30 protein-coding genes and 1 pseudogene are annotated in these 26,305 nt (G+C 38.0%); 13 read left to right on the forward strand and 18 right to left on the reverse strand.

Features of this window, described 5'->3' with window-relative positions; all coding sequences use genetic code 11:
• Positions 1-57 precede the first annotated feature (57 nt).
• The 3 genes from FUA48_RS18120 (at position 58) to FUA48_RS18130 (ending at position 2,616) form a co-directional block, all read left to right on the forward strand.
• Entirely contained in the window at positions 58-645 is a 588-nt protein-coding gene (locus tag FUA48_RS18120) for a hypothetical protein (RefSeq protein ID WP_147584899.1), read from the forward strand.
• A gap of 23 nt (positions 646-668) precedes the next feature.
• The gene (locus FUA48_RS18125) at positions 669-1,244 is read left to right on the forward strand and encodes a hypothetical protein (RefSeq protein ID WP_147584900.1); all 576 of its coding nucleotides are present in this window, start codon (positions 669-671) and stop codon (positions 1,242-1,244) included.
• A gap of 130 nt (positions 1,245-1,374) precedes the next feature.
• The gene (locus FUA48_RS18130) at positions 1,375-2,616 is read left to right on the forward strand and encodes a cation:proton antiporter (RefSeq protein ID WP_147584901.1); all 1,242 of its coding nucleotides are present in this window, start codon (positions 1,375-1,377) and stop codon (positions 2,614-2,616) included.
• On the opposite strand, the gene FUA48_RS18135 is transcribed toward FUA48_RS18130, so the two are convergent.
• From FUA48_RS18135 to FUA48_RS18145, 3 genes are all read right to left on the reverse strand, one after another.
• On the reverse strand, positions 2,617-4,029 hold the full coding sequence (locus FUA48_RS18135; protein WP_147584902.1) for an FAD-binding oxidoreductase: 1,413 nt from the start codon (positions 4,027-4,029) through the stop codon (positions 2,617-2,619).
• Positions 4,030-4,096: 67 nt separating this feature from the next.
• Positions 4,097-4,525, reverse strand: a complete 429-nt coding sequence (locus FUA48_RS18140) for a DoxX family protein (protein ID WP_147584903.1) — start codon at positions 4,523-4,525, stop codon at positions 4,097-4,099.
• 308 nt (positions 4,526-4,833) lie between these two features.
• The gene (locus tag FUA48_RS18145; protein ID WP_147584904.1) at positions 4,834-5,757 is read right to left on the reverse strand and encodes an AEC family transporter; all 924 of its coding nucleotides are present in this window, start codon (positions 5,755-5,757) and stop codon (positions 4,834-4,836) included.
• A gap of 426 nt (positions 5,758-6,183) precedes the next feature.
• On the opposite strand from FUA48_RS18145, the pseudogene meaB reads away from it, so the two are divergent.
• Positions 6,184-7,273: pseudogene (meaB, locus tag FUA48_RS18150) on the forward strand (methylmalonyl Co-A mutase-associated GTPase MeaB).
• Between the two features lie 12 nt (positions 7,274-7,285).
• On the opposite strand, the gene FUA48_RS18155 reads toward meaB, so the two are convergent.
• Positions 7,286-7,516 carry a hypothetical protein gene (locus FUA48_RS18155; protein WP_147584905.1) on the reverse strand — a complete coding sequence of 77 codons (231 nt, stop codon included), beginning with the start codon at positions 7,514-7,516 and terminating at the stop codon, positions 7,286-7,288.
• A 34-nt stretch (positions 7,517-7,550) separates the two neighbouring features.
• On the reverse strand, positions 7,551-8,939 hold the full coding sequence (locus FUA48_RS18160) for an MATE family efflux transporter (RefSeq protein ID WP_147584906.1): 1,389 nt from the start codon (positions 8,937-8,939) through the stop codon (positions 7,551-7,553).
• Positions 8,940-9,129: 190 nt separating this feature from the next.
• Between FUA48_RS18160 and FUA48_RS18165 the strand changes: the two genes are divergently transcribed.
• Positions 9,130-9,630, forward strand: a complete 501-nt coding sequence (locus FUA48_RS18165) for a hypothetical protein (protein WP_317130698.1) — start codon at positions 9,130-9,132, stop codon at positions 9,628-9,630.
• 70 nt (positions 9,631-9,700) lie between these two features.
• Here the strand turns inward: FUA48_RS18165 and FUA48_RS18170 are convergent, their stop codons facing one another.
• Positions 9,701-10,588, reverse strand: a complete 888-nt coding sequence (locus tag FUA48_RS18170; RefSeq protein ID WP_129751746.1) for a PPK2 family polyphosphate kinase — start codon at positions 10,586-10,588, stop codon at positions 9,701-9,703.
• A gap of 75 nt (positions 10,589-10,663) precedes the next feature.
• Here FUA48_RS18170 and FUA48_RS18175 point away from each other — a divergent pair, with 75 nt between their 5' ends.
• The 3 genes from FUA48_RS18175 (at position 10,664) to FUA48_RS18185 (ending at position 14,873) form a co-directional block, all read left to right on the forward strand.
• Positions 10,664-11,509: a DUF6929 family protein gene (locus FUA48_RS18175; RefSeq protein WP_147584908.1), complete on the forward strand. Its 846-nt coding sequence runs from the start codon at positions 10,664-10,666 to the stop codon at positions 11,507-11,509.
• A gap of 171 nt (positions 11,510-11,680) precedes the next feature.
• On the forward strand, positions 11,681-12,199 hold the full coding sequence (locus FUA48_RS18180) for an RNA polymerase sigma factor (RefSeq protein ID WP_147585035.1): 519 nt from the start codon (positions 11,681-11,683) through the stop codon (positions 12,197-12,199).
• Positions 12,183-14,873 (forward strand): YfbK domain-containing protein, encoded by a 2,691-nt coding sequence (locus tag FUA48_RS18185; protein ID WP_240732509.1) that lies wholly within the window; start codon positions 12,183-12,185, stop codon positions 14,871-14,873. Before FUA48_RS18180 ends, FUA48_RS18185 begins: the two co-directional genes overlap by 17 nt.
• Before the next feature lie 35 nt (positions 14,874-14,908).
• Here the strand turns inward: FUA48_RS18185 and FUA48_RS18190 are convergent, their stop codons facing one another.
• Both FUA48_RS18190 and FUA48_RS18195 read right to left on the reverse strand, forming a co-directional pair.
• Complete coding sequence (locus tag FUA48_RS18190; protein ID WP_147584910.1) at positions 14,909-15,823, reverse strand: alpha/beta hydrolase family protein; 915 nt, start codon at positions 15,821-15,823, stop codon at positions 14,909-14,911.
• 3 nt (positions 15,824-15,826) lie between these two features.
• Positions 15,827-17,461 carry an ABC-F family ATP-binding cassette domain-containing protein gene (locus FUA48_RS18195; RefSeq protein ID WP_147584911.1) on the reverse strand — a complete coding sequence of 545 codons (1,635 nt, stop codon included), beginning with the start codon at positions 17,459-17,461 and terminating at the stop codon, positions 15,827-15,829.
• A gap of 119 nt (positions 17,462-17,580) precedes the next feature.
• Here FUA48_RS18195 and FUA48_RS18200 point away from each other — a divergent pair, with 119 nt between their 5' ends.
• From FUA48_RS18200 to FUA48_RS18215, 4 genes are read left to right on the forward strand one after another with little or no spacing between them, the layout of a single operon-like run.
• The gene (locus tag FUA48_RS18200) at positions 17,581-17,784 is read left to right on the forward strand and encodes a hypothetical protein (protein WP_147584912.1); all 204 of its coding nucleotides are present in this window, start codon (positions 17,581-17,583) and stop codon (positions 17,782-17,784) included.
• A gap of 3 nt (positions 17,785-17,787) precedes the next feature.
• Positions 17,788-17,985: a hypothetical protein gene (locus tag FUA48_RS18205; protein ID WP_147584913.1), complete on the forward strand. Its 198-nt coding sequence runs from the start codon at positions 17,788-17,790 to the stop codon at positions 17,983-17,985.
• On the forward strand, positions 17,986-18,183 hold the full coding sequence (locus FUA48_RS18210) for a hypothetical protein (RefSeq protein WP_147584914.1): 198 nt from the start codon (positions 17,986-17,988) through the stop codon (positions 18,181-18,183).
• On the forward strand, positions 18,180-18,374 hold the full coding sequence (locus FUA48_RS18215) for a hypothetical protein (protein ID WP_147584915.1): 195 nt from the start codon (positions 18,180-18,182) through the stop codon (positions 18,372-18,374). Before FUA48_RS18210 ends, FUA48_RS18215 begins: the two co-directional genes overlap by 4 nt.
• Here the strand turns inward: FUA48_RS18215 and FUA48_RS18220 are convergent.
• The 9 genes from FUA48_RS18220 to FUA48_RS18260 are packed head-to-tail and all read right to left on the reverse strand — an operon-like array spanning position 18,371 to position 24,976.
• Positions 18,371-19,180: an alpha/beta hydrolase gene (locus FUA48_RS18220; protein ID WP_240732511.1), complete on the reverse strand. Its 810-nt coding sequence runs from the start codon at positions 19,178-19,180 to the stop codon at positions 18,371-18,373. The two genes, FUA48_RS18215 and FUA48_RS18220, sit on opposite strands and share 4 nt — an antisense overlap.
• Positions 19,164-19,703, reverse strand: coding sequence for a GNAT family N-acetyltransferase (locus tag FUA48_RS18225; RefSeq protein ID WP_147584917.1), 540 nt, complete (start codon positions 19,701-19,703; stop codon positions 19,164-19,166). The genes FUA48_RS18220 and FUA48_RS18225 overlap by 17 nt, the downstream gene beginning before the upstream one ends.
• Positions 19,704-19,715: 12 nt before the next feature.
• Positions 19,716-19,928 (reverse strand): putative signal transducing protein, encoded by a 213-nt coding sequence (locus tag FUA48_RS18230; RefSeq protein WP_147584918.1) that lies wholly within the window; start codon positions 19,926-19,928, stop codon positions 19,716-19,718.
• A gap of 12 nt (positions 19,929-19,940) precedes the next feature.
• Positions 19,941-20,429 (reverse strand): phosphoribosylaminoimidazolesuccinocarboxamide synthase, encoded by a 489-nt coding sequence (locus FUA48_RS18235; RefSeq protein WP_147584919.1) that lies wholly within the window; start codon positions 20,427-20,429, stop codon positions 19,941-19,943.
• Positions 20,413-20,865, reverse strand: coding sequence for a hypothetical protein (locus tag FUA48_RS18240; protein ID WP_147584920.1), 453 nt, complete (start codon positions 20,863-20,865; stop codon positions 20,413-20,415). The genes FUA48_RS18235 and FUA48_RS18240 overlap by 17 nt, the downstream gene beginning before the upstream one ends.
• A 2-nt stretch (positions 20,866-20,867) precedes the next feature.
• Positions 20,868-21,509: a DEAD/DEAH box helicase gene (locus FUA48_RS18245; protein ID WP_147584921.1), complete on the reverse strand. Its 642-nt coding sequence runs from the start codon at positions 21,507-21,509 to the stop codon at positions 20,868-20,870.
• A gap of 31 nt (positions 21,510-21,540) precedes the next feature.
• Positions 21,541-22,704: a sigma-54-dependent transcriptional regulator gene (locus tag FUA48_RS18250; RefSeq protein WP_147584922.1), complete on the reverse strand. Its 1,164-nt coding sequence runs from the start codon at positions 22,702-22,704 to the stop codon at positions 21,541-21,543.
• A 51-nt stretch (positions 22,705-22,755) separates the two neighbouring features.
• Positions 22,756-24,048, reverse strand: a complete 1,293-nt coding sequence (locus tag FUA48_RS18255; RefSeq protein ID WP_147584923.1) for an ABC transporter permease — start codon at positions 24,046-24,048, stop codon at positions 22,756-22,758.
• Between the two features lies 1 nt (position 24,049).
• Positions 24,050-24,976, reverse strand: coding sequence for an ABC transporter ATP-binding protein (locus FUA48_RS18260; RefSeq protein ID WP_129751730.1), 927 nt, complete (start codon positions 24,974-24,976; stop codon positions 24,050-24,052).
• Between the two features lie 167 nt (positions 24,977-25,143).
• On the opposite strand from FUA48_RS18260, the gene FUA48_RS18265 reads away from it, so the two are divergent.
• Positions 25,144-25,755 carry an IMPACT family protein gene (locus FUA48_RS18265; protein WP_147584924.1) on the forward strand — a complete coding sequence of 204 codons (612 nt, stop codon included), beginning with the start codon at positions 25,144-25,146 and terminating at the stop codon, positions 25,753-25,755.
• A 48-nt stretch (positions 25,756-25,803) separates the two neighbouring features.
• On the opposite strand, the gene FUA48_RS18270 is transcribed toward FUA48_RS18265, so the two are convergent.
• Positions 25,804-26,211: an acyl-CoA thioesterase gene (locus tag FUA48_RS18270; RefSeq protein WP_147584925.1), complete on the reverse strand. Its 408-nt coding sequence runs from the start codon at positions 26,209-26,211 to the stop codon at positions 25,804-25,806.
• Positions 26,212-26,305 lie beyond the last annotated feature (94 nt).

Genomic DNA, 26,305 nt, shown 5'->3' on the forward strand with positions numbered 1-26,305 from the left:
TATAGCGGGACTTTTTATTATTATTTTTGCCTAACCAAATAACAAGATACTTTAACCATGAAAAAAATTTTCTTATTTACATTTCTTATTTTATCGGTAACTAATTTTTACAGTCAGGACGAAAAAAAATTAGTGTCGCGAGCTAATGAAATGCATAATTACTCCATACAGGGAAATAACAGAATTGTTATTGAAGAATATATTTATCCCGGTGTTTATGAATCTGTTGACAAAGAAGATGTAATTGCCTTTTTAGAAAACACTAAAGAATTTAATAATGAAGAAGCAGAAGAATTCGGTTACAGAGACTACAAAGTTGTTCCTGTAGATATTAAACCAAATTTTGAATTCAGTATATTTACAAAAATTGATGATGGTTATTACTGCTATGTGAAATATAACGGATCATCAAAATTTGTATATAAAGATAAGATAAATCAAGACGAACGTGCAGAATTAGTTGAAGGACATAAAAGACTAAGCAGGGCCGATGAAGCTTATTTTGACGTAGAAGCCAATGCCATAGTTACAAAGTCAACTATATACAATATTGCCATCTGCAATAAAAAATCAAACTTCAAATGGACTTTCTGTAATATTTCAGACATTGACCCTGCTCTTAGGGCGCAAATAAAAACACAATAATAAACTAACATAATTTATCTTTAATGAAAAAACACCTTATCACACTTATCTTACTATTAGTCGCTTTTTCAGTATTTTCACAGGATAGAGAATCCATGGAAAAGAGAGCCGGCGAAATGTATAACAGCATTGCAGACGGTAATTTTGATCAGCTAATGGATTACACCTATTCAAAGCTTTTTGAAATAGCTCCAAGAGATATCATACTCAAAAGCTTTAAACAAATGCTTGAAGGAAATGAAGAGTTCAAAATAAAAATAATAAACATACCTCCTAACTTTACTTTCGGTGAAATTAAAAAAATTGATGATGGCTGGTACAGCCTTATCAAACATGACTTAAAAATGGAGATGATATTTACAGAGAAAATAGAAAGCGACGAGAAAGAACTAATGATAGATATTTTTAAGGAAACCATGGAAACTGAAAGCGTTAGCTTTAATGATGAAACCAACACTATGACGATTACAAAAAAATCTACAATGATTGCTATTTTCGATAGCTATACTAACAAACAATGGTCTTTTATAAATAAATCTAAAAGTCCTTTAATGGAAAAACTTTTTAGTAAAGAAGTACGAAAAGAATTAAACCTATAAAATCGTAACAGTATATCACAAAAGCCCTTTTTTAAGGGCTTTTTGCATTTTTCACAGTAGGTAATCCTTTACTTTTCCTTATTTTTGAGAAAATCTGATTTCACCCCACTTTTAGCATCTATACAAGCCTATGGAATTATACTATTCTCTCTCAGTACTGATAGTATTAGCATCTTTTTTTGCCTATTTTAATGTACGGTTCTTAAAGCTACCCTCAACAATCGGTATCATGGTAATTGCTATGGCGGTATCCATATTTCTGGTAGTTTTTGGTAATGTATTCCCTAACACGCTTAACCATATCTCTTCACTTATATCAAAGTTCGATTTTACCGAACTCCTTATGGGAGCCATGCTTAACTTCATGCTTTTTGCAGGGGCCATTCACATCAACCTCAAAGACCTTAGGGAACAAAGGTTACCCATTATGGTATTCTCAACCGTAAGTGTTGTAATATCAACCTTTGTGGTAGGTACGTTTTTATATTACCTCACGCCTTTTTTACACTTAAGTATACCTTACTCCTATTGCCTGCTGTTTGGGGCATTAATATCCCCAACTGATCCTGTTGCGGTATTGAGTATACTAAAGGAAGTTAAGGTGCGTAAATCACTTGAAACCAAAATTGCAGGAGAATCGTTATTTAACGACGGTATGGCTATCGTAGCATTTGCCGTAATACTAAATATTGCTCAGGATAATGAGTACACTCCTACTGTATTTAATGTGCTATGGCTATTTTTAAGGGAAGCTGGCGGAGGGTTCTTACTCGGAGTCCTATTGGGTATAGGAGCCGCTAAAGCCATGCGAAAAATAGACGATTACAAGGTATCGGTACTTATTACACTGTCTGTTGTCATGGGAGGTTACCTTATAGCTTCTGCCCTGCACATATCAGGGCCGCTTACCATGGTTTTTGCCGGATTGATTATCGGTAACTTTAAAAAGACATCCGTAATGTCGCCAACAACTAAAGATTACCTTGACAAGTTTTGGGAATTAAACGATGAAATACTCAATGCCGTTTTATTCCTTTTTATAGGTTTTAATCTTTTAATGGTAACCGATATAAACAATTACTGGTTACCGGGCCTTGCCTGTGTAATTGTGGTACTGCTGGCGCGTTATGTTTCAATATGGCTGCCTACATTAATAATACCATTTAAAAAGAAATTTAACAGCAACACCATAAAAATTCTTGTTTGGGGCGGACTCAGAGGCGGTGTATCTATTGCCTTAGCACTGTCTATAGATGATGTTCCTTACAAAAATGACATTATAGCCATTACCTATTTTGTTGTGGTGTTCTCTATACTGGTACAGGGATTATCTATTGCCAAGATAGCAGGAAAGCTACTTGGCAAGAAATAACTACGCCATATTATCAGGTAATACCTTACCCGGATTAAGCACATTATTAGGATCGAATATCTTCTTGATGCTTTTCATTAATTGAAGCTGAGTGTCATTAAAAGCTATATCCATATAGTTTTTTTGCACATAGCCTATACCATGTTCTCCCGATAGTGTTCCTTTTAAAGAAACGGTCAGTTCAAATATTTCACGTATTCCTTTAGGTACTTCAGTTTTCCAGTTTTCATCAGTCATGTCACCTTTAATGATGTTTACATGCAGATTACCATCACCGGCATGCCCGTAACAAACCGAATGAAATCCATATTTCTTACCTATGGATTTTATTCCGGCCAAAAGTGTTGGCAGTTCATACCTGGGCACTACTGTGTCCTCTTCCTTATATATCGAGTTAGATTTTACAGCCTCACCTACTGCCCTTCTCATTTTCCAAAGTGCATTCTTCTGGTCTTCGGTATCGGCAAACAGAATCTCATCTATTTCAAACTGCTCGAGTACTCCGGTAATTTTTTCTGCATCGGCAAAAAGTACGTCAGGATAATTACCATCTACCTCTATAAGCAGATGCGCCTCTACCTCATCTTTAATATCCAGGCTAACACCGTCAACATATCTAAGTGTCCAGTCTATGGCATCACGCTCCATAAATTCAAGGGCACTTGGCACTATACCCGCCCTAAAAATCTTTGCGACCGCTTCACAGGCCTGCCCTGCCTTAAAGAAAGGCACCAACATCAATATATTATGGGAATTATCAGGCAATAGCTTCATCACTATTTTGGTAATAACACCAAGTGTACCTTCGCTACCCACCATTAACTGGGTAAGATTATATCCTGTTGAGTTCTTAAGGGTGTTGGCTCCTGTCCATATAACTTCTCCGGTAGGCAAAACCACTTCCAGATTAAGCACATAATCTTTGGTTACACCATATTTTACAGCTCTCGCTCCGCCTGCGTTCTCAGCTACATTACCTCCTATGGTACAACTCCCCTGACTACTTGGATCGGGTGGGTAAAACAATCCTTTTTCCTTAACCGCTTCCCTAAATACCTGAGTTATAACAGCAGGCTCAACAACAGCCTGAAGGTTTTTTTCATCAATATCTATATTGGCAAAGCGCTCCATAGAAAGCCCAATACCACCATGAATACTAAGTGCACCACCACTAAGCCCTGTACGTCCGCCAATAGGGACAACAGGAATACCATATTGGTTAGCAAACTTCATTATAGCAGCAACCTCATCAGTATTTCCCGGCTTAACCACAACCGAAGGAGGGAAAACATAATCTTCGGTCTCGTCATGCCCGTAATGGTTTCTTGTATCTGTATCTAAAAAAAGAAATGACCGCCCGACTATATTTTCAAGTCCGACAATCATTTCATTTGATAACGACTCAGTATTCATAGTTTTTCATGTATGTATTACACATCAAAAATACTATAAAAACAAGCCTTAAAAAAATATACAAGTACTAATAAAACATCTTTCTGTTCTTCCTGCATATAACATGATCCAAAGAGTATTTACCGCTGCCTGTAACCAATAACATTACATACACCATAAGATAAATACCTCCCAACTCCTGACGCTCAAAACCATCAGAGCCATGTATCATAAATACTGCAACCACCATGGTAACAATTAAAGGAATAACAACCAATCGGGTTGCAAGGCCTATAATAAGCAAGGCAGAGCATACTACCTCTGCAAAAATTACCATTGTTAGTGTAACAACAGGACCAAAATTAAAAGGATCTGCAAACTGTACAGGATCATCTGATAATAAAAGGTCTATTTTTTTTAGCCCATGCGTAAGCATAAAACAGGCTATCGTAATTCTAACTAAAAAAATAACAAAATTGTATAACTTCTTTTCTCTTGTTGTTTCAAAAATCCACATAATTAAATTCCTTATTTTATGTTAAGCGGGGAAATTGCTGTTACATCTGTGGGGGAATTTGTTATTTTTTACCGGAATAGGTACCGGCTTTAATTTTGTGGGGAGTTGGGCACTGGTAGTATCAAAAACTACAAGCCTGGCTGATCTTAGTAATTTCACTAAAACCGAACCAGCTAATTGCTTAATTCTATACATTTTAACCGAGTTTAGATGGATATATAAACTTAAGGAAAATGCTACAAAAAAAATCAAAATAGATTAATAAAAACAATATTAATATGGATTGTTAGAAATATAACTAAGCACTATTAATAATTAAGAAGTAACCAATACCAAAAATCCATAGTTATAAAGGATAGCGGTATACCTACCCCCACCATCATACCGGCAAGTTTTGGTTTTAATCCGTAAGCTGACGCTAGTACAGCAGCGGTTACCATTGGCCCCATTGCCGATTCTATTACCGATACATCTGCCGCCAATCCTTTACCTCCCAAAAAGACTTTATAAATGGTAAAAATAATAGCAGGCATAAGGATAAGTTTAAAGAAGAGCCCTATATAAAGTGAGTTCCAGTATTTGCTTTTTCTGTCGATCTTAAGCTGCATACCAACAGCTACAAGTGCTAACGGTGCCGTTGTGCGGCAAATACTCATTAGTACTGACTGTATATCATCCGTAAAATCAAACCCTGATAAATTCATGCAGGCACTAATTAAAAAAGCAATAAAAGGCGGAAATGAAAATACTTTCTTCAGGATGTCACCTGCCCCCGACCCTGCAGCTTTCATCTTAAGCGAGTGTGTTGCCGCTATTACAATCCCTAAGGTAGCCATAACCACAAAAGTACCCGCCTGATCTAAAACAATTGCTGTTTGTAACCCCGGTTTACCAAAAAGGGCTTCCACTACAGGAAAACCTATAAAGGCCGTATTACCCAATCCCCCCGTTAAAATGAGGCAACCGGTTAGCTTTTTAGACCAGCCCAGCCATTTACCTAAAGCGGTAAAGAACACATAAGCAAAGGCAAAGCCTATCCACGACGTAAATAACGGAAAGAACAAAGCTCCCGAAAGTACTATTTTAGGTATGAAATATAAACTTAAAGCCGGTAAGGATATATAAATTACATACTGATTTAATGTTGCATGACCATTAACAGGGAATACACGCAGCTTTTGAAGCAAAACTCCCAGTATAAGACAAATAAAGATTAAAATAACATTATCCATTATCAACAGGGGCAGTTAGGGGGTTACTTAAAATAAGAGTAAATTTCTTACTAAAAAGCAATATAACTACAAATGCTGAAAAACTAAAACTTAAGAGATGAAAAAAATGTAAAACCTGAATATTCGTCGGTAAACTTATATTAAGATAAAAGATCATCGTGAATAATAAAACAATCGCTAATAAGTAAAACAACTTATTAGTCACAAAACCAAAAGTATTGTTTTGTGTCACAATCATTTAATTTCTGTGGTAGTTTTGTAGTTATATGTTAAAGACAAATATATACTTTAATTCTTTTTTACCTAATTTTTAAATACAAACATTTTTTGATTGAGAATAGTACAATCTGATTACCTTAAGCTATCTTGAGCCCTGTCGGAAAAATTAGCTAAAAAAGCTTAATTTTACGGTATAAGAAAAAGAAAGTGAACAATCCTAAAGCCCATAAAACTGCCCTATACGAAAAAGAAGGTATTAACCAGCCTGAGAGTATCAGCAAGGCTTCTATTGAAAACATTACCAAGCTAAGAAAAAAGCAACCTTCCGCTGTAGAGCTGATTGAAGGTATTCTTAAAAGCGATAAGACTGCGCTTAGCCGTGCCATTACTTTAATAGAAAGCACAAACCCCTCCCACCTTGAAAAGGCAAATGAGGTTATTGCAGGGTGTCTGCCTCATGCCAATAAATCTGTTCGTATAGGAATAACGGGGGTACCAGGTGTAGGAAAGAGTACTTTTATTGAGGCTTTTGGCAAACACCTTACCACAGCAGCTAGAAAGGTTGCCGTACTGGCCGTAGACCCAAGCAGTTCCTTATCCCATGGCAGCATACTGGGAGATAAAACCCCGCATGGAGGAACTGGTTAAGGACGAGAATGCATACATACGCCCTTCGGCCTCCGGAGATACTTTAGGAGGTGTGGCACGTAAAACCCGTGAAGCTATTATTTTATGTGAAGCATGCGGGTTTGATACCATAATTATAGAGACTGTAGGTGTAGGGCAAAGTGAAACCGCCGTACATAGTATGGTAGACTTTTTCCTATTACTAAAAATAGCCGGTGCCGGAGACGAGCTTCAGGGCATTAAGCGCGGTATTATGGAAATGGCCGACCTTATAGTAATCAACAAAGCGGACGGCGACAATATCAAAAAAGCAAGACTTGCCAAAACCGAATTTAACAGGGCGCTTCATCTTTTCCCTGCAAAAACATCGGGGTGGCAACCTAAGGTTACCACATGCAGTGCTGTTACTAAAGATGGTATTGACGATGTATGGAATATAATGAACGACTACTTTACCCTTACCAAAGAAAACCATTACTTTGATAGCCGAAGAAGTGAGCAAAACAGCCACTGGCTTACCGAAACCATAAACGAACAGCTAAAAAACCGTTTTTATAACAGGCCTGATATTGCGCAACTGCTTACAGAAAACAAAAAAGCGGTACAAAACAATGAAATTTCACCGTTTGTAGCCGCTCATATATTGTTAGAAAAGTATTTTAATAAATAATAAGTCTAAACTTTATTCCTTTTCATAACGTTCCATTTCCCTGTCGTAAAAATTGTTAGCCTGCTCGATAAGACCCTCCATCTCGCTGTTTAGTTCATTCTCATCAAGATCTTCGGGTTCTTCAAGAAACTCCACCTCATCATCTTTAAGATTAATGATAAAACGCGGGTAATCAAGATGTATAATGTATATATCTTCCGGATGATCTGTATTGTCTCCCAATAAAAATTTAGGTAATTCCATAGTATCTGTTTATAAAAGTATGTCTTAAAAAAGCTTACGCGGCTTTGCTAACAGAATTAGCAATTAGCCTCTTGGTAAGAATATGAAAGCGAATATACAAAAATATTGCGGCAGCTGTTAATCCTGCCAAAAGCCCTATCCATATACCGGCAGCCTTAAGTTCTGTGTGCAGCCCCAAGTAATAAGATATTGGAAACCCTATAACCCAGTACGCAATAAAGGTTATATAGGTTGGTATTTTTACATCCTGTAATCCGCGTAATGCTCCAAGCACCACTACCTGTATACCATCGGTAATCTGGAAAACGGCAGCAACCAATAATAACTGAGACGCTATACTTATAACCTCTGAGTTTTCCAGTGCCAGTTCAGGATTCTTCATATTAAGAAAGTACAAAGGCAGGTAATCGTGAAATAACACAAAAAATAAGGCAAAGATTATTTCAAGGATAATTGCCAGCAAAAATATGGAACGTGCCACTAGCTGAAGTTTTTTATAATCCTGTAATCCCCTCTGGTTTCCTACCCTAATCATAGAAGCTACACTTAAACCCATAGCAAACATAAAGGTCATGGAAGCAAGGCTAAGTGCAATTTGGTTTGCTGCCTGGCTATTAGCACCTATTGATCCCGAAAGCCATACAGCCCCTGTAAATAAAGCAACCTCAAACAGCATCTGCATAGAAGAAGGCACACCTATAGAGGTAATCTTTTTAAGGATGGATTTCTTGATTTCACCAAAGGTAAATCCGGTGAAATAAGTTTTAAGCTTACTGTTTAGATACAAACTGTAGTGCATATATACCAGCATGAAAATCCTGGATACCACAGTTCCTAATGCCGCACCAACAATACCCATTTTAGGGAATATCCATACACCGTATATAAGAAGGTAGTTTACAACTATATTAATGATATTAGACACTATTACCGCATACATAGCATATTTGGTAAGCGAAAGCCCGTCGGCAAACTGCTTGTACCCCTGGAATATTACCATAGGTAATAGCGAGAAAGCTACCCAGTCCACATAAGGTGCCGCAAGGTTTACCACCTCATCGGGTTGTCCCATAAGATGCATTAACGGCTTTGCAAACCATACTACTGCAAACAGCATTATCCCTAACAATGTACACAAGAACAGGCCATGATGAAAAACCGTTCTTACCTTAGCCGTATCCTTTTCTGCATCACCCTCTGCTATAATAGGCGTAATAGCTGTAGAAAAACCAATACCTACCGACATAGCCACAAACACCATACTGTTCCCCAGTGAAGCCGCAGCCAGTTCGGCAGCTCCCAGCTTACCCACCATAATATTATCTATAATACCTGTAATGGTATGACCAAGCATACCCAGTATTACAGGATAAGCCAGTCTAATATTGTAGGAGAATTCTTTTGTGTATTGAGCTAAGTTCACTTTGTAATTTTTCTGCAAAATTAAGAAGAAGCTTGGCTATAAACACGAACGACCTCAAAATCAGTTTATTAAAACCATAAAAGTTAAAATATTAAAAAGTATAACTATTTTTAACTTTATCTTAAAAATATTATTAGATTTACCGCAGTAATTTTACTTCATAATCATAATACTTGAATATATGAAGTTGATGAAACGATTTTTAATTGCTGCCGTACTGTTAGTTGCAGGGGGCGCAAATGCACAGGAAACAATAACTGATAATAACTATGACCAGGGATTCCGTTTAGGATTTGGTATTAATGCAGGAGGAGTTACCAACGATGCTTTTAATTTTGCATTTGGTGGTGACGTAAGATTACAATACGACCTTTCTCAGGACACCTCCCTAACCCTTACAACTGGATTCACTAATCTTTTTGCAAAGGAAAATGAATTTAAGGATTTAGGTTTCATTCCGGTAAAGGCAGGTTTTAAGGCCTTTATTAACAGTAGCCCTTTTTATGTAATGGGCGAAACCGGTGCCGGTTTTGCAGTTACAAACGGTTATGACGAAACAACCTTTATCTGGTCGCCGGGAGTAGGATATGCCAACGACTTTATTGACCTTAGTGTACGATATGAAGATGTAGACTCCTATTACGACTCAGGAATTATAGCATTAAGACTGGCCTATGGCTTTAAATTGTAAACACCAAAACAATTAATACAATAACCTAAGTAAACTAACCTAAAAGCCTGTAGCAGAGATGTTACAGGCTTTATTTATTTCCAGGCTTTTCATTAAGTAGTTTTACTCTGTATAAAGCGATATTATCAAGCACATCCTCATTAACTTCAGGCTCCTGAAAATCATACTTTTTAAGTTCGTTTAATATTGCTTTTGCTACAAGCAGGCGGGCTGTTTCTTTATCGTCTGCCGGAATCGCATACCAAGGGGCATGATTGGTAGAAGTTTTGTTTATGGCTTCCTCATAATACTTTTGGTATTTACCCCACAAATCCCTTTCATCAAGGTCGCCAGCCGAAAATTTCCAGTAACGCTCTTCCTTTTCAAGACGCCTAAGCAGTCTTTGCCTCTGCTCCTCTTTACTTAAATGAAGGAAGAATTTCAAAACTATAGTTCCGTTTTGGGCAATATGTTTTTCAAAACTGTTTATCTGCTTAAATCTTTCTTCCCAAAAACCCTCGGTAATATCCTTAACCTTTTCTATACCCGGAAGGTTCTCGTTTAAGAGATATTCCGGATGCACACGCGTTACAAGCACATTTTCGTAATGAGAACGATTAAACACCGAAAACTTACCTCTCTCCGGCAAAGCAATATAATGACGCCATAAATAATCATGATCCAGTTCAAGAGGTGTAGGTGTCTTAAAGCTGTGCACCACTACTCCCCTGGCATTAAAGTTTTTAAACACTTCCCTTATAAGGCTGTCCTTACCCGAAGTATCCATACCCTGTATACAGATAAGTACACCATACCTGTTGTTAGCATACATCTTATCCTGAAGCTTACCCAGCTTAACACTCGTTTTTTCTATTTTCTTTACTTTCTTTTTAGCTGTAAGTTCAAGCTCTATATTTGTAGGGGTATTTTCTATAGAAAAAGTACCGGTAATTTTAAAGTCATCTGTAGTAATACTCATGGCGCAGAAATGTTATATCTTTATATAAATGTAAGAATTTAAACAATAACACGTTTACACCAAAAACATAAGTTTATGCAAAAGTTTAAGCTGGAACTGCTGTTTCACATTATGGGAATAGGCTCTGCATCGGGGCTTTTTTTTAATGGTGGTTCGGTTTTCCTTATATCAGACAACAGCAGCATGCTGTATGAATATAACATAGCGGAAAACAAAACCGATAAGATTTCCCTGGCAGCCAAAGACTACGCAGGCCCGCTTGAAAACATACCTAAAAAAGACAAACCCGATTATGAGGCTATAGCGGCTTTTAATAATGAACTCTATATTTTTGGGTCGGGCTCCAAAGAAAACAGGAGCATCCTTACACGATACAACATGCAGACCAAAACTACAGAAGGCCCCGTTGATGCCATTTATCTGTATCTGGCAATGCAGGGATTTAGCGAAATAAGCCCTGAGGATTTTAACATAGAAGCTGCGGTTAATGATGGCGACATATGGTATCTTTTCCAAAGAGGTAACGGCCCGGCTCAGCAAAACGGAGTTTTTACACTGGAAGGCGATATTAATGAGTTTTCTGTACAGATTATATACAACCCTATAGAACTGCCTAAAATAAACGGATCTCAGTCGAGCTTTACCGATGCGGTTAAAGTAGGAGATAAACTTTACTTTATTGCCGCTGCCGAGAGTTCTAACTCTACTTATCTTGACGGTGAGGTGGCAGGATCTCTTGTAGGCAGGATGGATATAGAAACCATGACAGTTGAGTTTACCCAAACCATATCCGACAGGAATAAGTTTGAAGGCATTACCCTATATAAGGATAACGGAAACTCTCTGGAATTCCTTTTATGTGAGGACACCGACAGTGATGCTACCGAATCGGACATATACAGGCTTACTATTGATAAATAGTTATTTTAGTCATCAGTGTTCACTATACAGTACTATTGAAAACTGAAAACTGAATACTGAACACTGTAAACTTTTTTAATCCCCCTCCCAACCTTTTACTGTTTTTTCTGCTCTATATAAACAAAGAGACAAATTGTGATAGAAGAAAAACTAATAACAGCATGCAGGAAAATGCACCGAGACGCTCAGCGCAGGGTATATGAATATATGGCACCTAAGCTATACCACACCTGCAAAAGGTACTTAAAGAGCGAAGTGGAAATTGAAGAGGCAATAGCCGATGCCTTCTATACCATTTTTACCAAGCTTGACCAATTAAAGGAAACTAAGGCTTTTGAAGCCTGGGCAAGGCGTATAGCCATAAACCAATGCCTGCTTACTCTTAAAAGAAAGGTGAACTTTAATATTTATATTGAAGACATGAACGCTTCGGCAGAGCCTGCACAAGCCCAATCGGCCGGGCTTGAGGAAGAAGACCTGCTAAAACTGCTCGATTACCTGCCCGAAGGATGCAGGACCGTTTTTAACCTTTTTGCCATAGAAGGTTACTCACACAAAGAAATAGCTGCAATGCTTAATATTACAGAAGGGACTTCAAAATCACAATTAAATGTCTCCCGCAGTAAACTAAAGGATTTAGTAAACAATGTTTATTATCTAAATGAAAACAGCTATGGAAAATCAAAATAAATTATACGAACAATTTAAAGATGCAGCCGGAAAAGCCGAGGAAAAAGGCTTTGACCGAATGGAAGCGGTATGGAACCGTGTTGAAGATAAGCTCGACAGGAAAAAGAAACGAAGGGGCGCCATTTACTGGAGGTATGGTGGTGTAGCTGCTGCTTTGCTAATATTATTAGCATTAGGCGGAAGGTTTTTTAACAACCATACATCGCCGGAGTTACCGGAACAAAACCCAGAAACACAGGTTACCACTATAGACCATGATAAAATAGAAGAAACGTTTAGCCCAACCGCTAAGGACAGCCAGACTGAGGAAAGCGTCGTGGTAAATGCTCCTATTGAACAAAAAACGCAGCCTATTCTAAGTAAAAAGACGGAATATCAAAACGGTAAATCTTACACTACAGAAGATGGGGTAAACGTAATAGAGGAAGTAAAATTTAAACATCTTGAAGTTAGGAAAAAAGAAGCGGTTGTAGAAAGTACTCAACTTGATGAAGTGGTAGTTACCAGCTATAGATCTGTAACAAGTCATAAATCTGCAATGGCAGTAGCAACCATACAGGCAGAATCTCTAGAGGACAGAGCTAACACTGTACCTATCCAAAGTTTACAAGGAAAAGTTGCCGGAGTAAAAATAGAGAACTCTATAGGATATCTGACTGAACAACCAAGAGCAGATAAAACAATAGTACTTAGAGGTGTAGGAAGTATAACCAACACAGCACCTCTATATGTAGTAGACGGCCTTCCTGTAGACGAAAAAACATTCAGGAACCTAAATCAAAACGATATTACCTCTATCGCGGTTTATAAAGATGCTGCAGCAACTTCCATATATGGTAACAGGGGCGCTAACGGTGTGGTGGTTATCTCCACTATCAATCCGGGGGTATTAACACCTAATGTTAGCAATGGTACTTATGACATAAGCGATGGCAGCGACACAACCTACCGTAACCTGCCTGGACAAATACTGGGTGTACAGGAAGATGCCGACAAATCTATAGACATTACAAGCCTTACAACGTTTAGAGGATATAACCCTCCGCTATATGTAATAGACGGTATGCCTGTAGATGAGGAAACAGCAAAGACCATCAACGCTAACGACATTGCTTCGGTTACCATACTTAAAAATGCCTCGGCTACCTCTTTATATGGTGCGCGTGGTGCTAACGGTGTTGTTATACTAACTACCAAAACCGGAACTTCAGATATTGAGATTTCTGATGAACTGGATAACGAACAGCCAGATCCGTTTAAGATACATGTAGATGAGGAAGAGTATGAAATGTTTGAAGAAAATAAATTTGAAAATCCGGCTGTAACACCGCTTTCCACTTTCTCCATTGATGTGGATAATGCATCCTATACAAACGTTCGCCGCTTTTTAAACAACGGGCAAACCGTACCTAAAGACGCAGTACGTGTAGAGGAAATGATAAACTTCTTTAAGTACAGTTATCCGCAGCCTAAAGGAGACGTGCCTTTCTCTATAAATACTGAATACAGCGACGCGCCATGGAACCCTAAACACAAACTATTGAAAATAGGACTAAAGGGTCTTGAAATACCTACCGAGGATTTACCGGCATCTAACTTTGTGTTCCTTATCGATGTAAGCGGATCTATGGACAGCGACAATAAATTACCGTTACTAAAACAGTCCATGAAGTTACTGGTTAACCAAATGCGACCAAAAGACAGGATAGCCATAGTGGTATATGCGGGCGCTGCAGGACTAGTACTCCCATCAACCAGCGGAAGCGAAAAAACTAAAATAGTAAAGGCTTTAGATGAACTAAGTGCGGGTGGCAGTACTGCCGGCGGTGAAGGTATTGAACTGGCCTACAAAACAGCCCAGGAAAACTTTATTAAAGGAGGTAATAACAGAGTAATACTAGCTACCGATGGTGATTTTAATGTTGGAGCATCATCAAACAGGGATATGCAGACACTTATTGAAGAAAAGCGCAAAAGCGGAGTGTTCCTTACCTGTCTGGGCTATGGGATGGGTAATTACAAAGATTCTAAAATGGAAACGCTTGCCGACAAAGGCAACGGTAACTACGCCTACATTGACAACATGCAGGAAGCCGACCGCTTTTTACAGAAAGAGTTTAAAGGCTCTATGTATGCCATTGCAAAAGACGTTAAAATACAAATCGAGTTTAACCCTAAACATGTGCAGTCATACCGACTTATAGGTTATGAAAACCGCAAACTAAGGGATGAGGATTTTGCTAACGATGCCATAGATGCAGGGGAGCTTGGCAGCGGACATACCGTTACAGCATTGTATGAAATAATACCAACAGGTGTACAAAGTGACTACTACAATCCTGCACCTGATTTGAAATACAGTCAGCCAACGGCTTCTAAGAATAAATATAGCGATGAGCTGGCAACCATTAAATTCAGGCACAAAAAGCCTGATGGCGATAAGAGTAAAGAAACTGTACAGGTAATACCAAACAAAGCAGTAAGCCTGGAACAGGCATCGGGCGACTTTAAATTTGCCGCCGCAGTTGCATGGTTCGGGTTAAAGCTAAGGGATTCCAAACTTATACCTAACAAGGCTTCTAAAGACATTATTAAGCTTGCCAAAGAAGGTTCAAAACCGGACCCTGACGGATATAAGGCAGAGTTTATAAGACTTGTAGATATGGTACAATAAAAACAAAAGGCAGGATTAAATCCTGCCTTTTTGGTTTATCTTCCGTGATACTTCATATCCGGTAATGGTTCGTTATTTTTAAGAAAACGGTCAAACCAGTTTAGCACCATTTTATTTACTTCATTTTTGTTTTCGTTGATACCATGATCACTCCCTTCAAAAACCACAAGCCTGTAGGGTATTCTGTATTTTTCAAATTCAATAGCCAGTTTCAGGCTCTGCTCACATTTCACCCGCCAGTCGGCATTACCGTGTAGCATCAATAATGGAACATTTATTGGCAATTTTTCTACCCATTCAATAGCCGATCTTTTTGTAAGTTCAGCTTCTTTATTATTTGCATAATTGGGAATAAGTTCGCTGTACACCTTTTCCATTTCAGGCCTTTCAAGTCCGGCTCTCATATCAGAAAGTGCTCCGCCCACAACAGCCGCCTTTATCTTATTGGTCTCCGTTAGTGCCCTTAAAGTCATCATTCCGCCCCTACTCCAGCCATACATACCTATACGCGTTGTATCTGACTCTTTAATTTCAGCAAGTACATCAATTAAGTTAACCACATCATCAACATCACTGCCGCCAAATTCTTCAGTCCCTTCGCTGCCACCGTTACCACGATACTGGCTGGCTATTACCACATAACCTTCTTTTGCCAGCGGGCCTAAAAAGCGATATGCATAAGGCAGGATCAATTCTCCAAAATCCCTGTTACCTCCTCTGTTAAATATAATAACCGGGTGTGGTCCCTGGGTTTTAGGCTGCACAAGATATCCGTTAACTTTTAAGCTGTCACTGGCATAAGTTATACTGTAAACTTCAATACTGTCTTTATAAGATATTTTTGCGGGAGTAGTTTGCAGCTCTTTTTTCAAAAGTAGCTTTTGCTGATTTTGGGCAAAAACAACAACCCCTAAAAACAATAATATTACAGTACTGAATTTTTTAACCATAGTTTACTTTTCTATTTCTCTCAGGTTTTCCATCTTTTTAAGTTCAAGGAAACCTTTAATATCTTCAAAATGTTCTTTAACACGTTTGTTACCAAATTCAAATACCTTGGTTACCAGTCCGTCTAGGAAATCCCTGTCGTGAGATACCAATATCAATGTACCGTCAAAAGCCTTAAGGGCATCTTTAATGATATCCTTGGTTCTCATATCAAGGTGATTGGTAGGCTCATCCAGAATAAGTACGTTAACAGGTTCAAGCAATAACTTAATCATTGCTAAACGGGTCTTTTCCCCACCTGATAATACTTTTACTTTTTTAGTAGTATCATCCCCACTAAACATAAACGCACCTAAAAGGTTTTTTATCTGTGTACGGATATCACCTTCTGCAATACGATCTATCGTTTCAAAAACAGTAAGGTTCTCATCCAGTAGCGATGCCTGGTTTTGTGCAAAATAACCTATCTGTACATTATGTCCTATTTCCAGGCTGCCTCCTTCATACTCCAGTTCTCCCATAATAGCTTTAATCATGGTAGACTTACCTTCACCATTTTTACCCACAAAGGCAAGCTTCTGTCCACGCTCTATAACCATAGAAGCATCCTTAAACACCACATGGTCGCCGTAAGCTTTAGAAAGCTCGTTTACCACAACAGGATACTGCCCTGAACGTGGCGACGGAGGAAACTTTAATCGAAGTGCCGAAGTATCTACCTCATCAACCTCAACAATCTCCAGTTTTTCAAGCATTTTTACACGCGACTGTACTTGTAGCGTTTTAGAGTACGTCCCTTTAAAACGCTCAATAAACTCCATATTTTCAGCGATCATCTTCTGCTGCTCGTCATACGCTTTTTGCTGTTGTGCACGGCGGTCTTTACGTAATTCAAGATAGTGAGAATATTTTGCTTTATAGTCATATATCCTACCCATAGTAACTTCTATGGTACGATTTGTAATATTGTCTACAAATGCCCTGTCGTGCGATATTACAATAACAGCCTTAGCACTGTTTAAAAGGAAATCCTCCAGCCACTGTATACTCTCAATATCCATGTGGTTGGTAGGCTCATCCAGAAGGATAAGATCCGGCTTTTGAAGCAATATTTTAGCAAGCTCTATACGCATTCTCCATCCACCACTAAACTCTGATGTAGGTCTTGTAAAATCGGCGCGCTCAAAGCCCATACCAATAAGTACCTTCTCTACTTCTGCCTCATAGTTTATCTCTTCTATAGAATAGAATTTCTCGCTAAGTTCAGATACCCTCTCGATAATCTTATAATACTCTTCCGATTCATAATCGGTACGTACGGTAAGCTCTTCGTTTAAGGCATCAATTTCTCCCTTCATTTTAAAAATACCCGAGAATGCTTTTGATGTTTCCTCAAATACCGTAGCATTATCTTCGGTTAGCAAATGCTGTGGAAGATAAGCAATAACAGTACCTTTAGGTGCCGATATAGCTCCCGTTGAAGGCTTGTTAACTCCTGCTATTATTTTTAGCAATGTCGATTTTCCTGCTCCGTTTTTACCCATAAGGGCTATCTTATCTGTCTCATTTATAGAAAAAGAAACATCGCTGAATAATGTGGTACCACCAAATTGTACCGAAAGTGCATCTACAGTTATCATAGAGGTATTTTTTTGAAGCCGCAAAGATAGGATAATTAGGCAATTACACAATCAACACACGTTTTGTTTAGATTAAGAAGTTTATATATATTTGGCCAGTACCACAAATACAATTAACAATGAGTAAAAAATTTAAATCGGGGCTCATATTTTTTGTCCTGATGTTCTGCATATCCACTTTTCTTTTTCCTGTTTTTGGCATAAACGATGAGGTACCTTTATTAACCAGAGTTATTATAGGCATACCAATATGGATAGCTGCCAGCTTTTTTGTGGTAAAGTATTCCCTTAAAAAAGAAAACACTAAAACTCCAAACCAATAAATCATGAAAAGCTGGGTAAAATTTGGAATCGGCTGGGGAATATTCATGTTCTTTGTAATGAACATAGGTTTCCCATTATGGGATGGTGAAAAAATAGACATTAATAAATGTCTTTTCATGTTTCCGTTATGGATAGTATTCGGGTTACTATTTGGTTATTTTTCGAGAAAAAAGGAGCCTACAAAACAGATTGATAAATAAATGAAACCGCATATAAAATTTGCTCTTATATGGGCATCAATACTTTTTATACTGCAAACTTTTATTGCTCCTGCTATAGGAGTATCAAATAATAAAACAGACTTACAAACCATTCTTTTCAACCTGGTCCTTTGGACAATAGCAGGAATAATCGTATCTTTCTTAAAGAAAAACGACCTGCAAAAAAAGAAGTCATGAAAAAATGGTTAAGATCCGGACTCGTATGGGGAGGAGTGCTTTACATTATAGCCATGATTATTTTCCCCTTAATTGATGGCGAAAGGCTCTCTTATCATAAAATACTTTTAGGCATTCCTTTTTGGATAGTTATAGGCCTTGTTATAGGCTATCTGTTCGAGAAGAAAAAGCACCACAAGGCAAAAAACTAATCCAATATTTCTGCCAGTTTCTCCCTGTAAGCTTTTATATTTCCGTTTATAAGGTGATCTGTACCTTTTAGGGTGGTAAGTTGTATTTTATCAGGAAACTCCTCTTTAAGCTTTTCTGAATTAGAATAAGGTATAATCTTGTCTTTTGTACCGTGAAATACATAAACCGGACAGTTTACGTTTTCCAGAAACTTATGGGTTTCAAATTTATACTTTCTTAAAAACTCGGGCATAAACGGCACCCTTCCGTCTATTACATTACTTAAATTGTAATAAGGCGCTTTTAGGATTAGCAATTTAGGATTGTTAAGCGATGACAACATAGCTGCCGATCCTGTACCTATACTGTATCCCATTATAATAACATTCTCCTCTGTATATCTTTTAAGCAGTTCGGCATACGACTTTTTTACATCTTCAAAAAACTGATTTTCACTTTCTATATTCCCGCCGCTTTTTCCATATCCTCTGTAATCGAGAATAAAGATGTCATAACCCAAATCGGTATACGTGGCAGCAATATCGCCCCAGGTATCAAGGCAGCCGCCATTACCATGAAGGTAAAAAATAAGTCCTTTAGAATTTTCAGCCTTAAACAGGAGTCCGTTAAGTTTTACATCCTCTTCTACCGGAATATACAATTCCTCAAAAGTGTTACTGTAATTAAATTCATACTGCTTAGACAATTTGGTTGCAGGAAATATAAGCTTCTCCTGATTAAAATACAACAGCGTCACTATCAGCAGATAAATTACAGTAAAAAAAGAAATTAATGCAATCATTATCAGTTTAAGACTTTTCAGCATAAATATTTGGATTTAGGATTTCATACCAAATCTCCTCCACTCCGTCAAGTTCAAAGCTTTCCATATTTTTTAGGCCTGCTTTTTCAAGGGCTTTACAGGAGGCAACATTAGCAGCATCGGCATAGGCATTTATCTTCTCCAGATTAAGAACTGTAAATCCATAATCCACAAAAGCTTTTGCCGACTCTGTAGCATAGCCTTTACCCCAATGCCTTTTTAAAAAGCGGTAACCCAAATCATAAAATATCCCGCGTTCTTTTAAATTACGCTCCCTTTTTAATCCCGCCCATCCTATAAATTCATTGGTTTCTTTAAGGATAACTGCCATACGGGCAAGCCCGAAAGTTTCATACTGCCACTGAATATTTTCAATAACATCACTAACCTCATCAATACTTTTTACCGGATTATTACCCAAATACAAATGCACTTCAGGATCAGAATCCATTTCAAACATCGCCTCTGCATCTGACGGCAAAAGCTCACGAAACAGCAATCTTTCAGACTCTAATATGGGATTCATTATAACAGAATATTATTTATTAAAACCTGCTACTATTTTTGCTGCAACCTCCACTTCATGTTCTTCAACATAAAGCTCCATAGCCTGACCAAAAGAGCCAAATCCAGCTACAGTAGCCGACTGTATATTGTCTTTAACAACAGGGTTTATACCGGCTTCCTCAAGAGTCAGTTTTATTGGTGTTGCCTCTATCTCACTTCCTGAATATATTTTTACTAATGCCATAGCTCTTGTTTTTTAATTGTTAGTAGTAAGTAATCCTTCCTCGTTCATTATGATTAGTGCTTCTCCAGTAGCTTCATCACCTCCTGTCATCGACCCGGGAAGCATGATTAGGCGTTTTTTGGTTTTACCTTTATCATTTTCAAAAACTACAATAAAATAAGCCCTCGTTAGCAGGGTAGCTTTCTTAAAGATAACGCTTTTTATTGTATTTCTATATATAACAGGTGTTGCAGAATTGCTTATACTCTTAAAAATGAGAAAAAGAAGTAAAGCAGCAACTACCAAATGAAACATGGCTCGTACTTGTTCGCCTATATTATATAATGTAACAACTTTATATGCCATATAGGCCAGAAAAAGACCATACATAATTAAAGGCCTAACAATAGAATTACCAACAACCGCATTAGACAGCTCGCCTATTATACCATTTCGGGTAAGTACAATTTTATCAGGCAGGATATGGCAATAGCCAGTTTTGGTTTTAAACTTCTTTTCCATCTTTTGTCGCTAAAAGTGAATTCTTAAAATTTTGAACAGCGTTGTAATCTTCCAACCCTAAAATCAGTATAAGATTTTCAAAATCAAGCTTACCAGCTTTATAATAAGCTATAAGCTGTTGTTTAACATCTCTTAGTTGGTAGCGTTTTTCCAATGCAAAACAACAAACCTCTTTTACACTGTTACTCCAATATAGCTCTACCACATTATTATTACCTTCAGAAACCTTCCCTTCATCATTACGCCCAGCATAATCCTGAAATTGAGCAAAACTAATCCTTTGTAATTCATCTAAAGGAATTTCCCTACCTGCCAGAAGCACTTTATCATTATGAAAAATAATCTCCCCTAACGGAACTTTTTGTGACTTCCGTTTAAAAAAGCCGAAAAGGCCCGAAGCCTTTTCTTTATATTCATAAATCTTAAATTTATTCATTTCTACTCATCATCATCGTCATCACCTTCCTCGTCATCAAACTCAAAAAAGTAGGGTTCAATCATAATTCTGTCGGCAAGCAGTTCAACCCTTTCGGTAATTATATCGGTAAAGAAAATTCGCTGCATTTTCCCCATACTATTGGAAAGCCTGCTTATTTTAGGTTCCTGTCTGTTTTTAAGCAGAATTTCTGTATCATCTACTACAAACATCTTAAGCTGGTTTACATCAAACCCTGCACCACTAAACATATCGTTTAGTTTATTAGGTGTACCTATAAGCACATCTATACCTATAGATATCTGGTTTTTGTCTTCGTCTATATCCGTTTGGTCATACACGCCATACACCCTTAAATCGGTAAACTTACCCAGAGTCTCAAATATCTCAAGCATTTCAAGCACCTTCGCTTTGTCCTGCACCATAATAAGGGCACGGGGCGACTGTTCAAAGGCTTTTTGAAGCTTTTGTATCACATTAATAACAATAGTTGTGGTTTTGCTTCCGCCATCCGGCATGGCAAGTACACAGTCGGCACCACTTTTTATGGTACCAAAGCTTTCCTTCTGCAATTCGGTAGGTTCAGTGAATCCTGCCAATTCAATTCCCTCTGAAAGCTTGTCGTATATCTTTTTTAAAAACATTGTATCAAATACCGTTTATACGGTTTATATATTACTTACTTGCAAATAGCTTAACATCATTTTCTGATATTTCGCTTCCTCCTAAAATTATAAGCCTTTCCACTACGTTGCGCAGTTCACGAATGTTACCTGTCCAGTCATATTCCTGAAGCAGTTTTACTGCCGAATCAGAAAACTGTTTAGGTGATGTTCCCTGCTCTCCTGCAATCTTGTCGGAAAAATGGCTGATCAGTTCCGGAATATCATCCCTCCTGTCATTAAGCGCAGGAACCTTGATAAGGATTACTGCCAAACGGTGGTATAAATCCTCACGGAAACGGCCTTCTTCAATTTCCTTTTTTAAATCTTTATTAGTAGCCGCAATAACACGCACATCCACTTTTATATCTTTTTCTGCACCTACCCTTTGTATCATGTTTTCCTGAAGGGCACGCAGCACTTTTGCCTGCGCCGGAAGGCTCATATCACCTATCTCATCCAGGAAAATGGTTCCTTTATCTGCAGCTTCAAACTTACCTGCCCTGTCTTTTACAGCACTGGTAAATGCCCCTTTAACGTGACCGAAAAGTTCGCTTTCTATAAGTTCGCTTGGTATAGCCGCACAGTTAACCTCTATAAAAGGGGCTGTATTGCGCTCGCTTTTTTCATGCAGCCAGTGTGCCACAAGCTCCTTTCCTGTACCGTTAGGCCCTGTAATAAGTACGCGGGCATCGGTAGGTGCTACTTTTTCTATAATATCCTTAATAAGGTTTATAGGTTCACTGCTACCTATCATTTCGTAGTTTTTGCTTACTTTCTTTTTCAGCATCTTATTTTCAACCACAAGTGTCTTTCTGTCCAGCGCATTACGCACTGTATTAAGCAGGCGGTTTAGATCCGGCGGTTTAGATATGTAATCAAACGCACCTAAACGCATGGTTTGTACTGCAGTTTCAAGATCACCGTGACCCGATATCATTACAAAAGGTATTTCAGGCTTAATTTTCTTTATAGCCTCAAGTACCTCTACACCATCCATCTTCGGCATTTTTATATCACAAAGCACCAGGTCAAAATCATCGTTCTTGATTTTTTCAATTCCCTGCTGCCCGTCTTCGGCTTCTTCTATCTTATACGAATCGCTCTCCTCAGCAAGGATCTTGGAAAGTACCCTGCGGATTGCTGCTTCGTCTTCTATTATAAGTATTTTAGACATTCTCTATTTTTGATTGTTTGATTTCAGATTATAAACTCTGCTATTAATAGCTTAGTATTTAAGCCATTTAAATATCTCTTTATAGGTTGGTTTTTTACCATACATAAGTATACCTACACGGTAAATTTTTGAAGCGAACCATACCACTCCAAAGAAGGTTGCAAACAGTATAACCATCGATGTTATTATCTGCCACATAGGTACACCAAACGGTATACGCATAAGCATTACTATAGGTGATGTTAACGGTATCATGGAAAATACTGTGGCTACCGTACCATTAGGATCGCTTATTACCGTAAAGAACCCTACATATACTCCCAGCATCAGTGGCAGAAGAATAGGTAAAAGGAACTGCTGAGAATCGGTTTCGCTGTCTACCGCAGCACCTATAGCAGCATAGAAACTACTGTACAGGAAAAACCCTCCTATAAAATAAACAATAAACGAAATAAACATGGTTAGCAACGGTAGCTTAAAGAACTCAGAAACATAAAGCGGAAGCCCCTCCATCGCCTGTTGAGTTGCCTCGGCAGACTCAGGCCTTGCCGATGCTGCACCAACATCAACACCAAACATACTAAGTACAAAAAACAGTGTAAGCCCTATTACCGCCCAAATTAAGAACTGTAATATACCTGCTAATGATGTCCCTATAATCTTACCCATCATCAGTCTGAATGGCTTAACCGATGAGATAATAATTTCAATAATACGGTTGGTTTTCTCCTCAATCACACTTCGCATTACCATGTTTCCGTAAATTATAACGAACATCATAATAAGGTAACCCGATGCTCCTCCTAATATAATTTTAAGCCAGCTTCCTTCCTTAAAAGTTTCTTCACCCGTAAATTTACTCAGATGTATGTTGGAATCGGTTTGCGCCTTTTCAATTTTTTCGGAATCAAAACCAAGCACTTCCAGGTTGTAGTTTGTAAGCTTCTTATCTACCACATTTTCAATTTCGCCTACAAATTCAAGGTTAGGAGTCTCGTTAGTTATGTACTCTACCTTGTTTACAAGTTGCGGTATACTGTCTACCTCCGGAACATAAATCAGACCGATATAACCTTCTGATGCTTTTTGTTTTGCCAAATCCAGCGAAAGGTCAGACAGGTCGGTATAAATAGTACGTTCTGAGTTTTTAAAATCCGTCTTAAGCAAATCAGCTTTATCATATACAGCCACCTTGTTAACCTCGTCATTATTCACACTAGCCAGATAGGCTACCAAAGTTCCCATGGCAACCATTAATAACGGACTCAAAAAAGTCATTACTAAAAACGACTTGTTACGTACCTTGGCATTAAACTCTCTTTTTATAATAAGGGATAGGCTCATATTATCTCTGACTTACGGTTTGAATAAAAATATCGTTTACACTAGGTATCTTTTCCATAAAATAAGTTACCTCACCATGCTGTAAAAGATACTGCATCAGTTCTCTTGGTGTACCTCCCTGCGGCAGGGTAACCGTTAGTTTAAGTTCGTCGTCAAGCGTTTTAAAGTCAGCCTGCTCCGTTTTAAACTTAGTACTTATATCTGCCAGAAGCTGCTGGAAGTTGTAAGGCGCAATACCTACATCAAAAGTATTGGTCCTGTACTGTTTTTTAACTTCATGAAGTTTCCCTTCTATAAGTTTGTTCGATTTATGGATAAGAGCGATATGGTCACACATTTCCTCAACACTTTCCATCCTGTGAGTAGAGAAAATAACCGTCGCCCCCTTATCGCGAAGCTCCAGTATCTCATCTTTTATCAGGTTAGCGTTAACAGGGTCAAAACCACTAAAAGGCTCATCAAAAATAAGCAGCTTGGGTTGGTGAAGCACCGTTACCACAAACTGTATTTTTTGTGCCATACCTTTAGAAAGCTCCTGTATCTTTTTATTCCACCAGCCTTTTATCTCCAGTTTTTCAAACCAGTATTCCAGTTGTTTTTTTGCCTCCTGCTTACTTAAGCCTTTTAGCTGTGCAAGATAAAGCGCCTGCTCTCCTACCTTCATGGTTTTATATAAACCTCTCTCCTCCGGCATATAGCCAATATGGGCAATATGTTCCGGATTAAGCCTTTTGCCATCCAGTAACACTTCGCCGCTATCGGGCATAGTAATTTGATTGATAATTCGTATAAGGGAAGTCTTCCCGGCACCATTAGGACCTAACAGCCCGTAAATACTGCCCTTGGGAACTTCTAATGAAACGCTGTTTAAAGCCGTATAATCACCATACTGCTTTACAACGTTGTTTACTTTTAAAATTGAATCCATCTGTTTTGATTGTGATGATGTAAAAGTAAAAATTATATAGCGGATACCGAAAAAAATAACTTATATACAGCTAAAGTTATAATCAATCCACACAAGTATACTCAATTTTAAGGCAGTTTGCAATTCCGTATTATATAAAATACCTTTGCAGGCAATTAGCTAAACTCTTGGAAAAAGACACCTATAAAACCCTCGCAGCCGCATCGGGAGAAACATTGTTCAAGGAAAAGAACAGTAAGTTCTTTGGTTATGCATTTCCTGTAACCAGCGAAGAGGAGGTTAAGCTACTGCTTGAAGAAGTTAAAAAACAACACCACTCTGCAAGGCACTGGTGCTATGCCTTTCAATTAGGCACAGACGAAAAGAAACTGTATTACCGCGCCAATGACGACGGCGAACCCAGCAACAGTGCAGGCATGCCCATTTACGGACAAATACAGTCTTTTGAAGTAACCAATGTACTAATTGTCGTTGTACGATACTTTGGCGGAGTTAAACTTGGTGTGGGCGGACTGATCTCCGCTTACCGCACATCGGCACAAATGGCTCTTGAAGCATCAGACATAATAGAGAAAACAATCGATGTGCATTATGTTATAAAATTCGGTTACCATAATATGAACAAGGTTATGCGCGTTATTAAAGAAAAGAACCTTGATATAGTTTCCCAAAAAATGGAAATGGATTGTGAAATTGTAATTGGTACCCGAAAAAAAAATGCTTCAATGATTTTTGAAGCATTTAACAGTATCTATGAAATAGCGATTAAAGAAGTTTAAGTTCTTTCTCAAATTGATTTTTTTGAAAAAGAGAAATGTTAAAATTAGTTAAAATTTAACTAAATCCATTTTCTCTGAAACGTAATCCGGAGGCAAAATTGGCCGACCAGTTTTCATGTCCACAAACACCAAAACTGAGTTCCCTGTTGTTAATAACTCACCCTGCTCATTTAGTATCTCATAGTCGAATTCTATCTTAACAGATTGCTGTTTTTTAAAGATAGTTCGCACTGTTAATAAATCATCATAGCGGGCAGGTTTTTTGTAATTCATTGTTAAGGAAACAACAGGAAGCATTACCCCCTTTTGCTCCATAAACTTATATGTAAGTCCCAGATTTCGAAGCCATTCCACACGTCCCATTTCAAAGTATTGCGCGTAATTACCGTGATAAACAACACCCATTTGGTCGGTTTCGGCATATCTTACCCTTACATTAAATTCATGAATTTTCATATTTTTAAAGCGTTAATTTTGTATTAATATTTTTTTAAATCACTTACAATATTTTTTTATAAAAATCAATACGCAAACCATTTTTTTTTAAAAA

This window comes from Flavobacterium alkalisoli (assembly GCF_008000935.1).
Classification (GTDB): Bacteria; Bacteroidota; Bacteroidia; order Flavobacteriales; family Flavobacteriaceae; genus Flavobacterium; species Flavobacterium alkalisoli.

Excerpts from the sequence above, each read along its gene's own strand:
- FUA48_RS18205 (WP_147584913.1), top strand. The coding sequence starts at position 17,788 with ATGAAAAGCTGGGTAAAATTTGGAATCGGCTGGGGAATATTCATGTTC.
- FUA48_RS18130 (WP_147584901.1), top strand. The coding sequence starts at position 1,375 with ATGGAATTATACTATTCTCTCTCAGTACTGATAGTATTAGCATCTTTT.
- FUA48_RS18230 (WP_147584918.1), bottom strand. The coding sequence starts at position 19,928 with ATGGCATTAGTAAAAATATATTCAGGAAGTGAGATAGAGGCAACACCA.
- FUA48_RS18260 (WP_129751730.1), bottom strand. The coding sequence starts at position 24,976 with ATGGATTCAATTTTAAAAGTAAACAACGTTGTAAAGCAGTATGGTGAT.
- FUA48_RS18125 (WP_147584900.1), top strand. The coding sequence starts at position 669 with ATGAAAAAACACCTTATCACACTTATCTTACTATTAGTCGCTTTTTCA.
- FUA48_RS18225 (WP_147584917.1), bottom strand. The coding sequence starts at position 19,703 with ATGAATCCCATATTAGAGTCTGAAAGATTGCTGTTTCGTGAGCTTTTG.
- FUA48_RS18240 (WP_147584920.1), bottom strand. The coding sequence starts at position 20,865 with ATGAATAAATTTAAGATTTATGAATATAAAGAAAAGGCTTCGGGCCTT.
- FUA48_RS18145 (WP_147584904.1), bottom strand. The coding sequence starts at position 5,757 with ATGGATAATGTTATTTTAATCTTTATTTGTCTTATACTGGGAGTTTTG.
- FUA48_RS18270 (WP_147584925.1), bottom strand. The coding sequence starts at position 26,211 with ATGAAAATTCATGAATTTAATGTAAGGGTAAGATATGCCGAAACCGAC.
- FUA48_RS18190 (WP_147584910.1), bottom strand. The coding sequence starts at position 15,823 with ATGGTTAAAAAATTCAGTACTGTAATATTATTGTTTTTAGGGGTTGTT.
- FUA48_RS18255 (WP_147584923.1), bottom strand. The coding sequence starts at position 24,048 with ATGAGCCTATCCCTTATTATAAAAAGAGAGTTTAATGCCAAGGTACGT.
- FUA48_RS18185 (WP_240732509.1), top strand. The coding sequence starts at position 12,183 with ATGGAAAATCAAAATAAATTATACGAACAATTTAAAGATGCAGCCGGA.
- FUA48_RS18180 (WP_147585035.1), top strand. The coding sequence starts at position 11,681 with ATGCACCGAGACGCTCAGCGCAGGGTATATGAATATATGGCACCTAAG.
- FUA48_RS18170 (WP_129751746.1), bottom strand. The coding sequence starts at position 10,588 with ATGAGTATTACTACAGATGACTTTAAAATTACCGGTACTTTTTCTATA.
- FUA48_RS18120 (WP_147584899.1), top strand. The coding sequence starts at position 58 with ATGAAAAAAATTTTCTTATTTACATTTCTTATTTTATCGGTAACTAAT.
- FUA48_RS18165 (WP_317130698.1), top strand. The coding sequence starts at position 9,130 with ATGAAACGATTTTTAATTGCTGCCGTACTGTTAGTTGCAGGGGGCGCA.
- FUA48_RS18135 (WP_147584902.1), bottom strand. The coding sequence starts at position 4,029 with ATGAATACTGAGTCGTTATCAAATGAAATGATTGTCGGACTTGAAAAT.
- FUA48_RS18140 (WP_147584903.1), bottom strand. The coding sequence starts at position 4,525 with ATGTGGATTTTTGAAACAACAAGAGAAAAGAAGTTATACAATTTTGTT.
- FUA48_RS18175 (WP_147584908.1), top strand. The coding sequence starts at position 10,664 with ATGCAAAAGTTTAAGCTGGAACTGCTGTTTCACATTATGGGAATAGGC.
- FUA48_RS18245 (WP_147584921.1), bottom strand. The coding sequence starts at position 21,509 with ATGTTTTTAAAAAAGATATACGACAAGCTTTCAGAGGGAATTGAATTG.
- FUA48_RS18250 (WP_147584922.1), bottom strand. The coding sequence starts at position 22,704 with ATGTCTAAAATACTTATAATAGAAGACGAAGCAGCAATCCGCAGGGTA.
- FUA48_RS18195 (WP_147584911.1), bottom strand. The coding sequence starts at position 17,461 with ATGATAACTGTAGATGCACTTTCGGTACAATTTGGTGGTACCACATTA.
- FUA48_RS18220 (WP_240732511.1), bottom strand. The coding sequence starts at position 19,180 with ATGCTGAAAAGTCTTAAACTGATAATGATTGCATTAATTTCTTTTTTT.
- FUA48_RS18155 (WP_147584905.1), bottom strand. The coding sequence starts at position 7,516 with ATGGAATTACCTAAATTTTTATTGGGAGACAATACAGATCATCCGGAA.
- FUA48_RS18200 (WP_147584912.1), top strand. The coding sequence starts at position 17,581 with ATGAGTAAAAAATTTAAATCGGGGCTCATATTTTTTGTCCTGATGTTC.
- FUA48_RS18235 (WP_147584919.1), bottom strand. The coding sequence starts at position 20,429 with ATGGAAAAGAAGTTTAAAACCAAAACTGGCTATTGCCATATCCTGCCT.
- FUA48_RS18210 (WP_147584914.1), top strand. The coding sequence starts at position 17,986 with ATGAAACCGCATATAAAATTTGCTCTTATATGGGCATCAATACTTTTT.
- FUA48_RS18215 (WP_147584915.1), top strand. The coding sequence starts at position 18,180 with ATGAAAAAATGGTTAAGATCCGGACTCGTATGGGGAGGAGTGCTTTAC.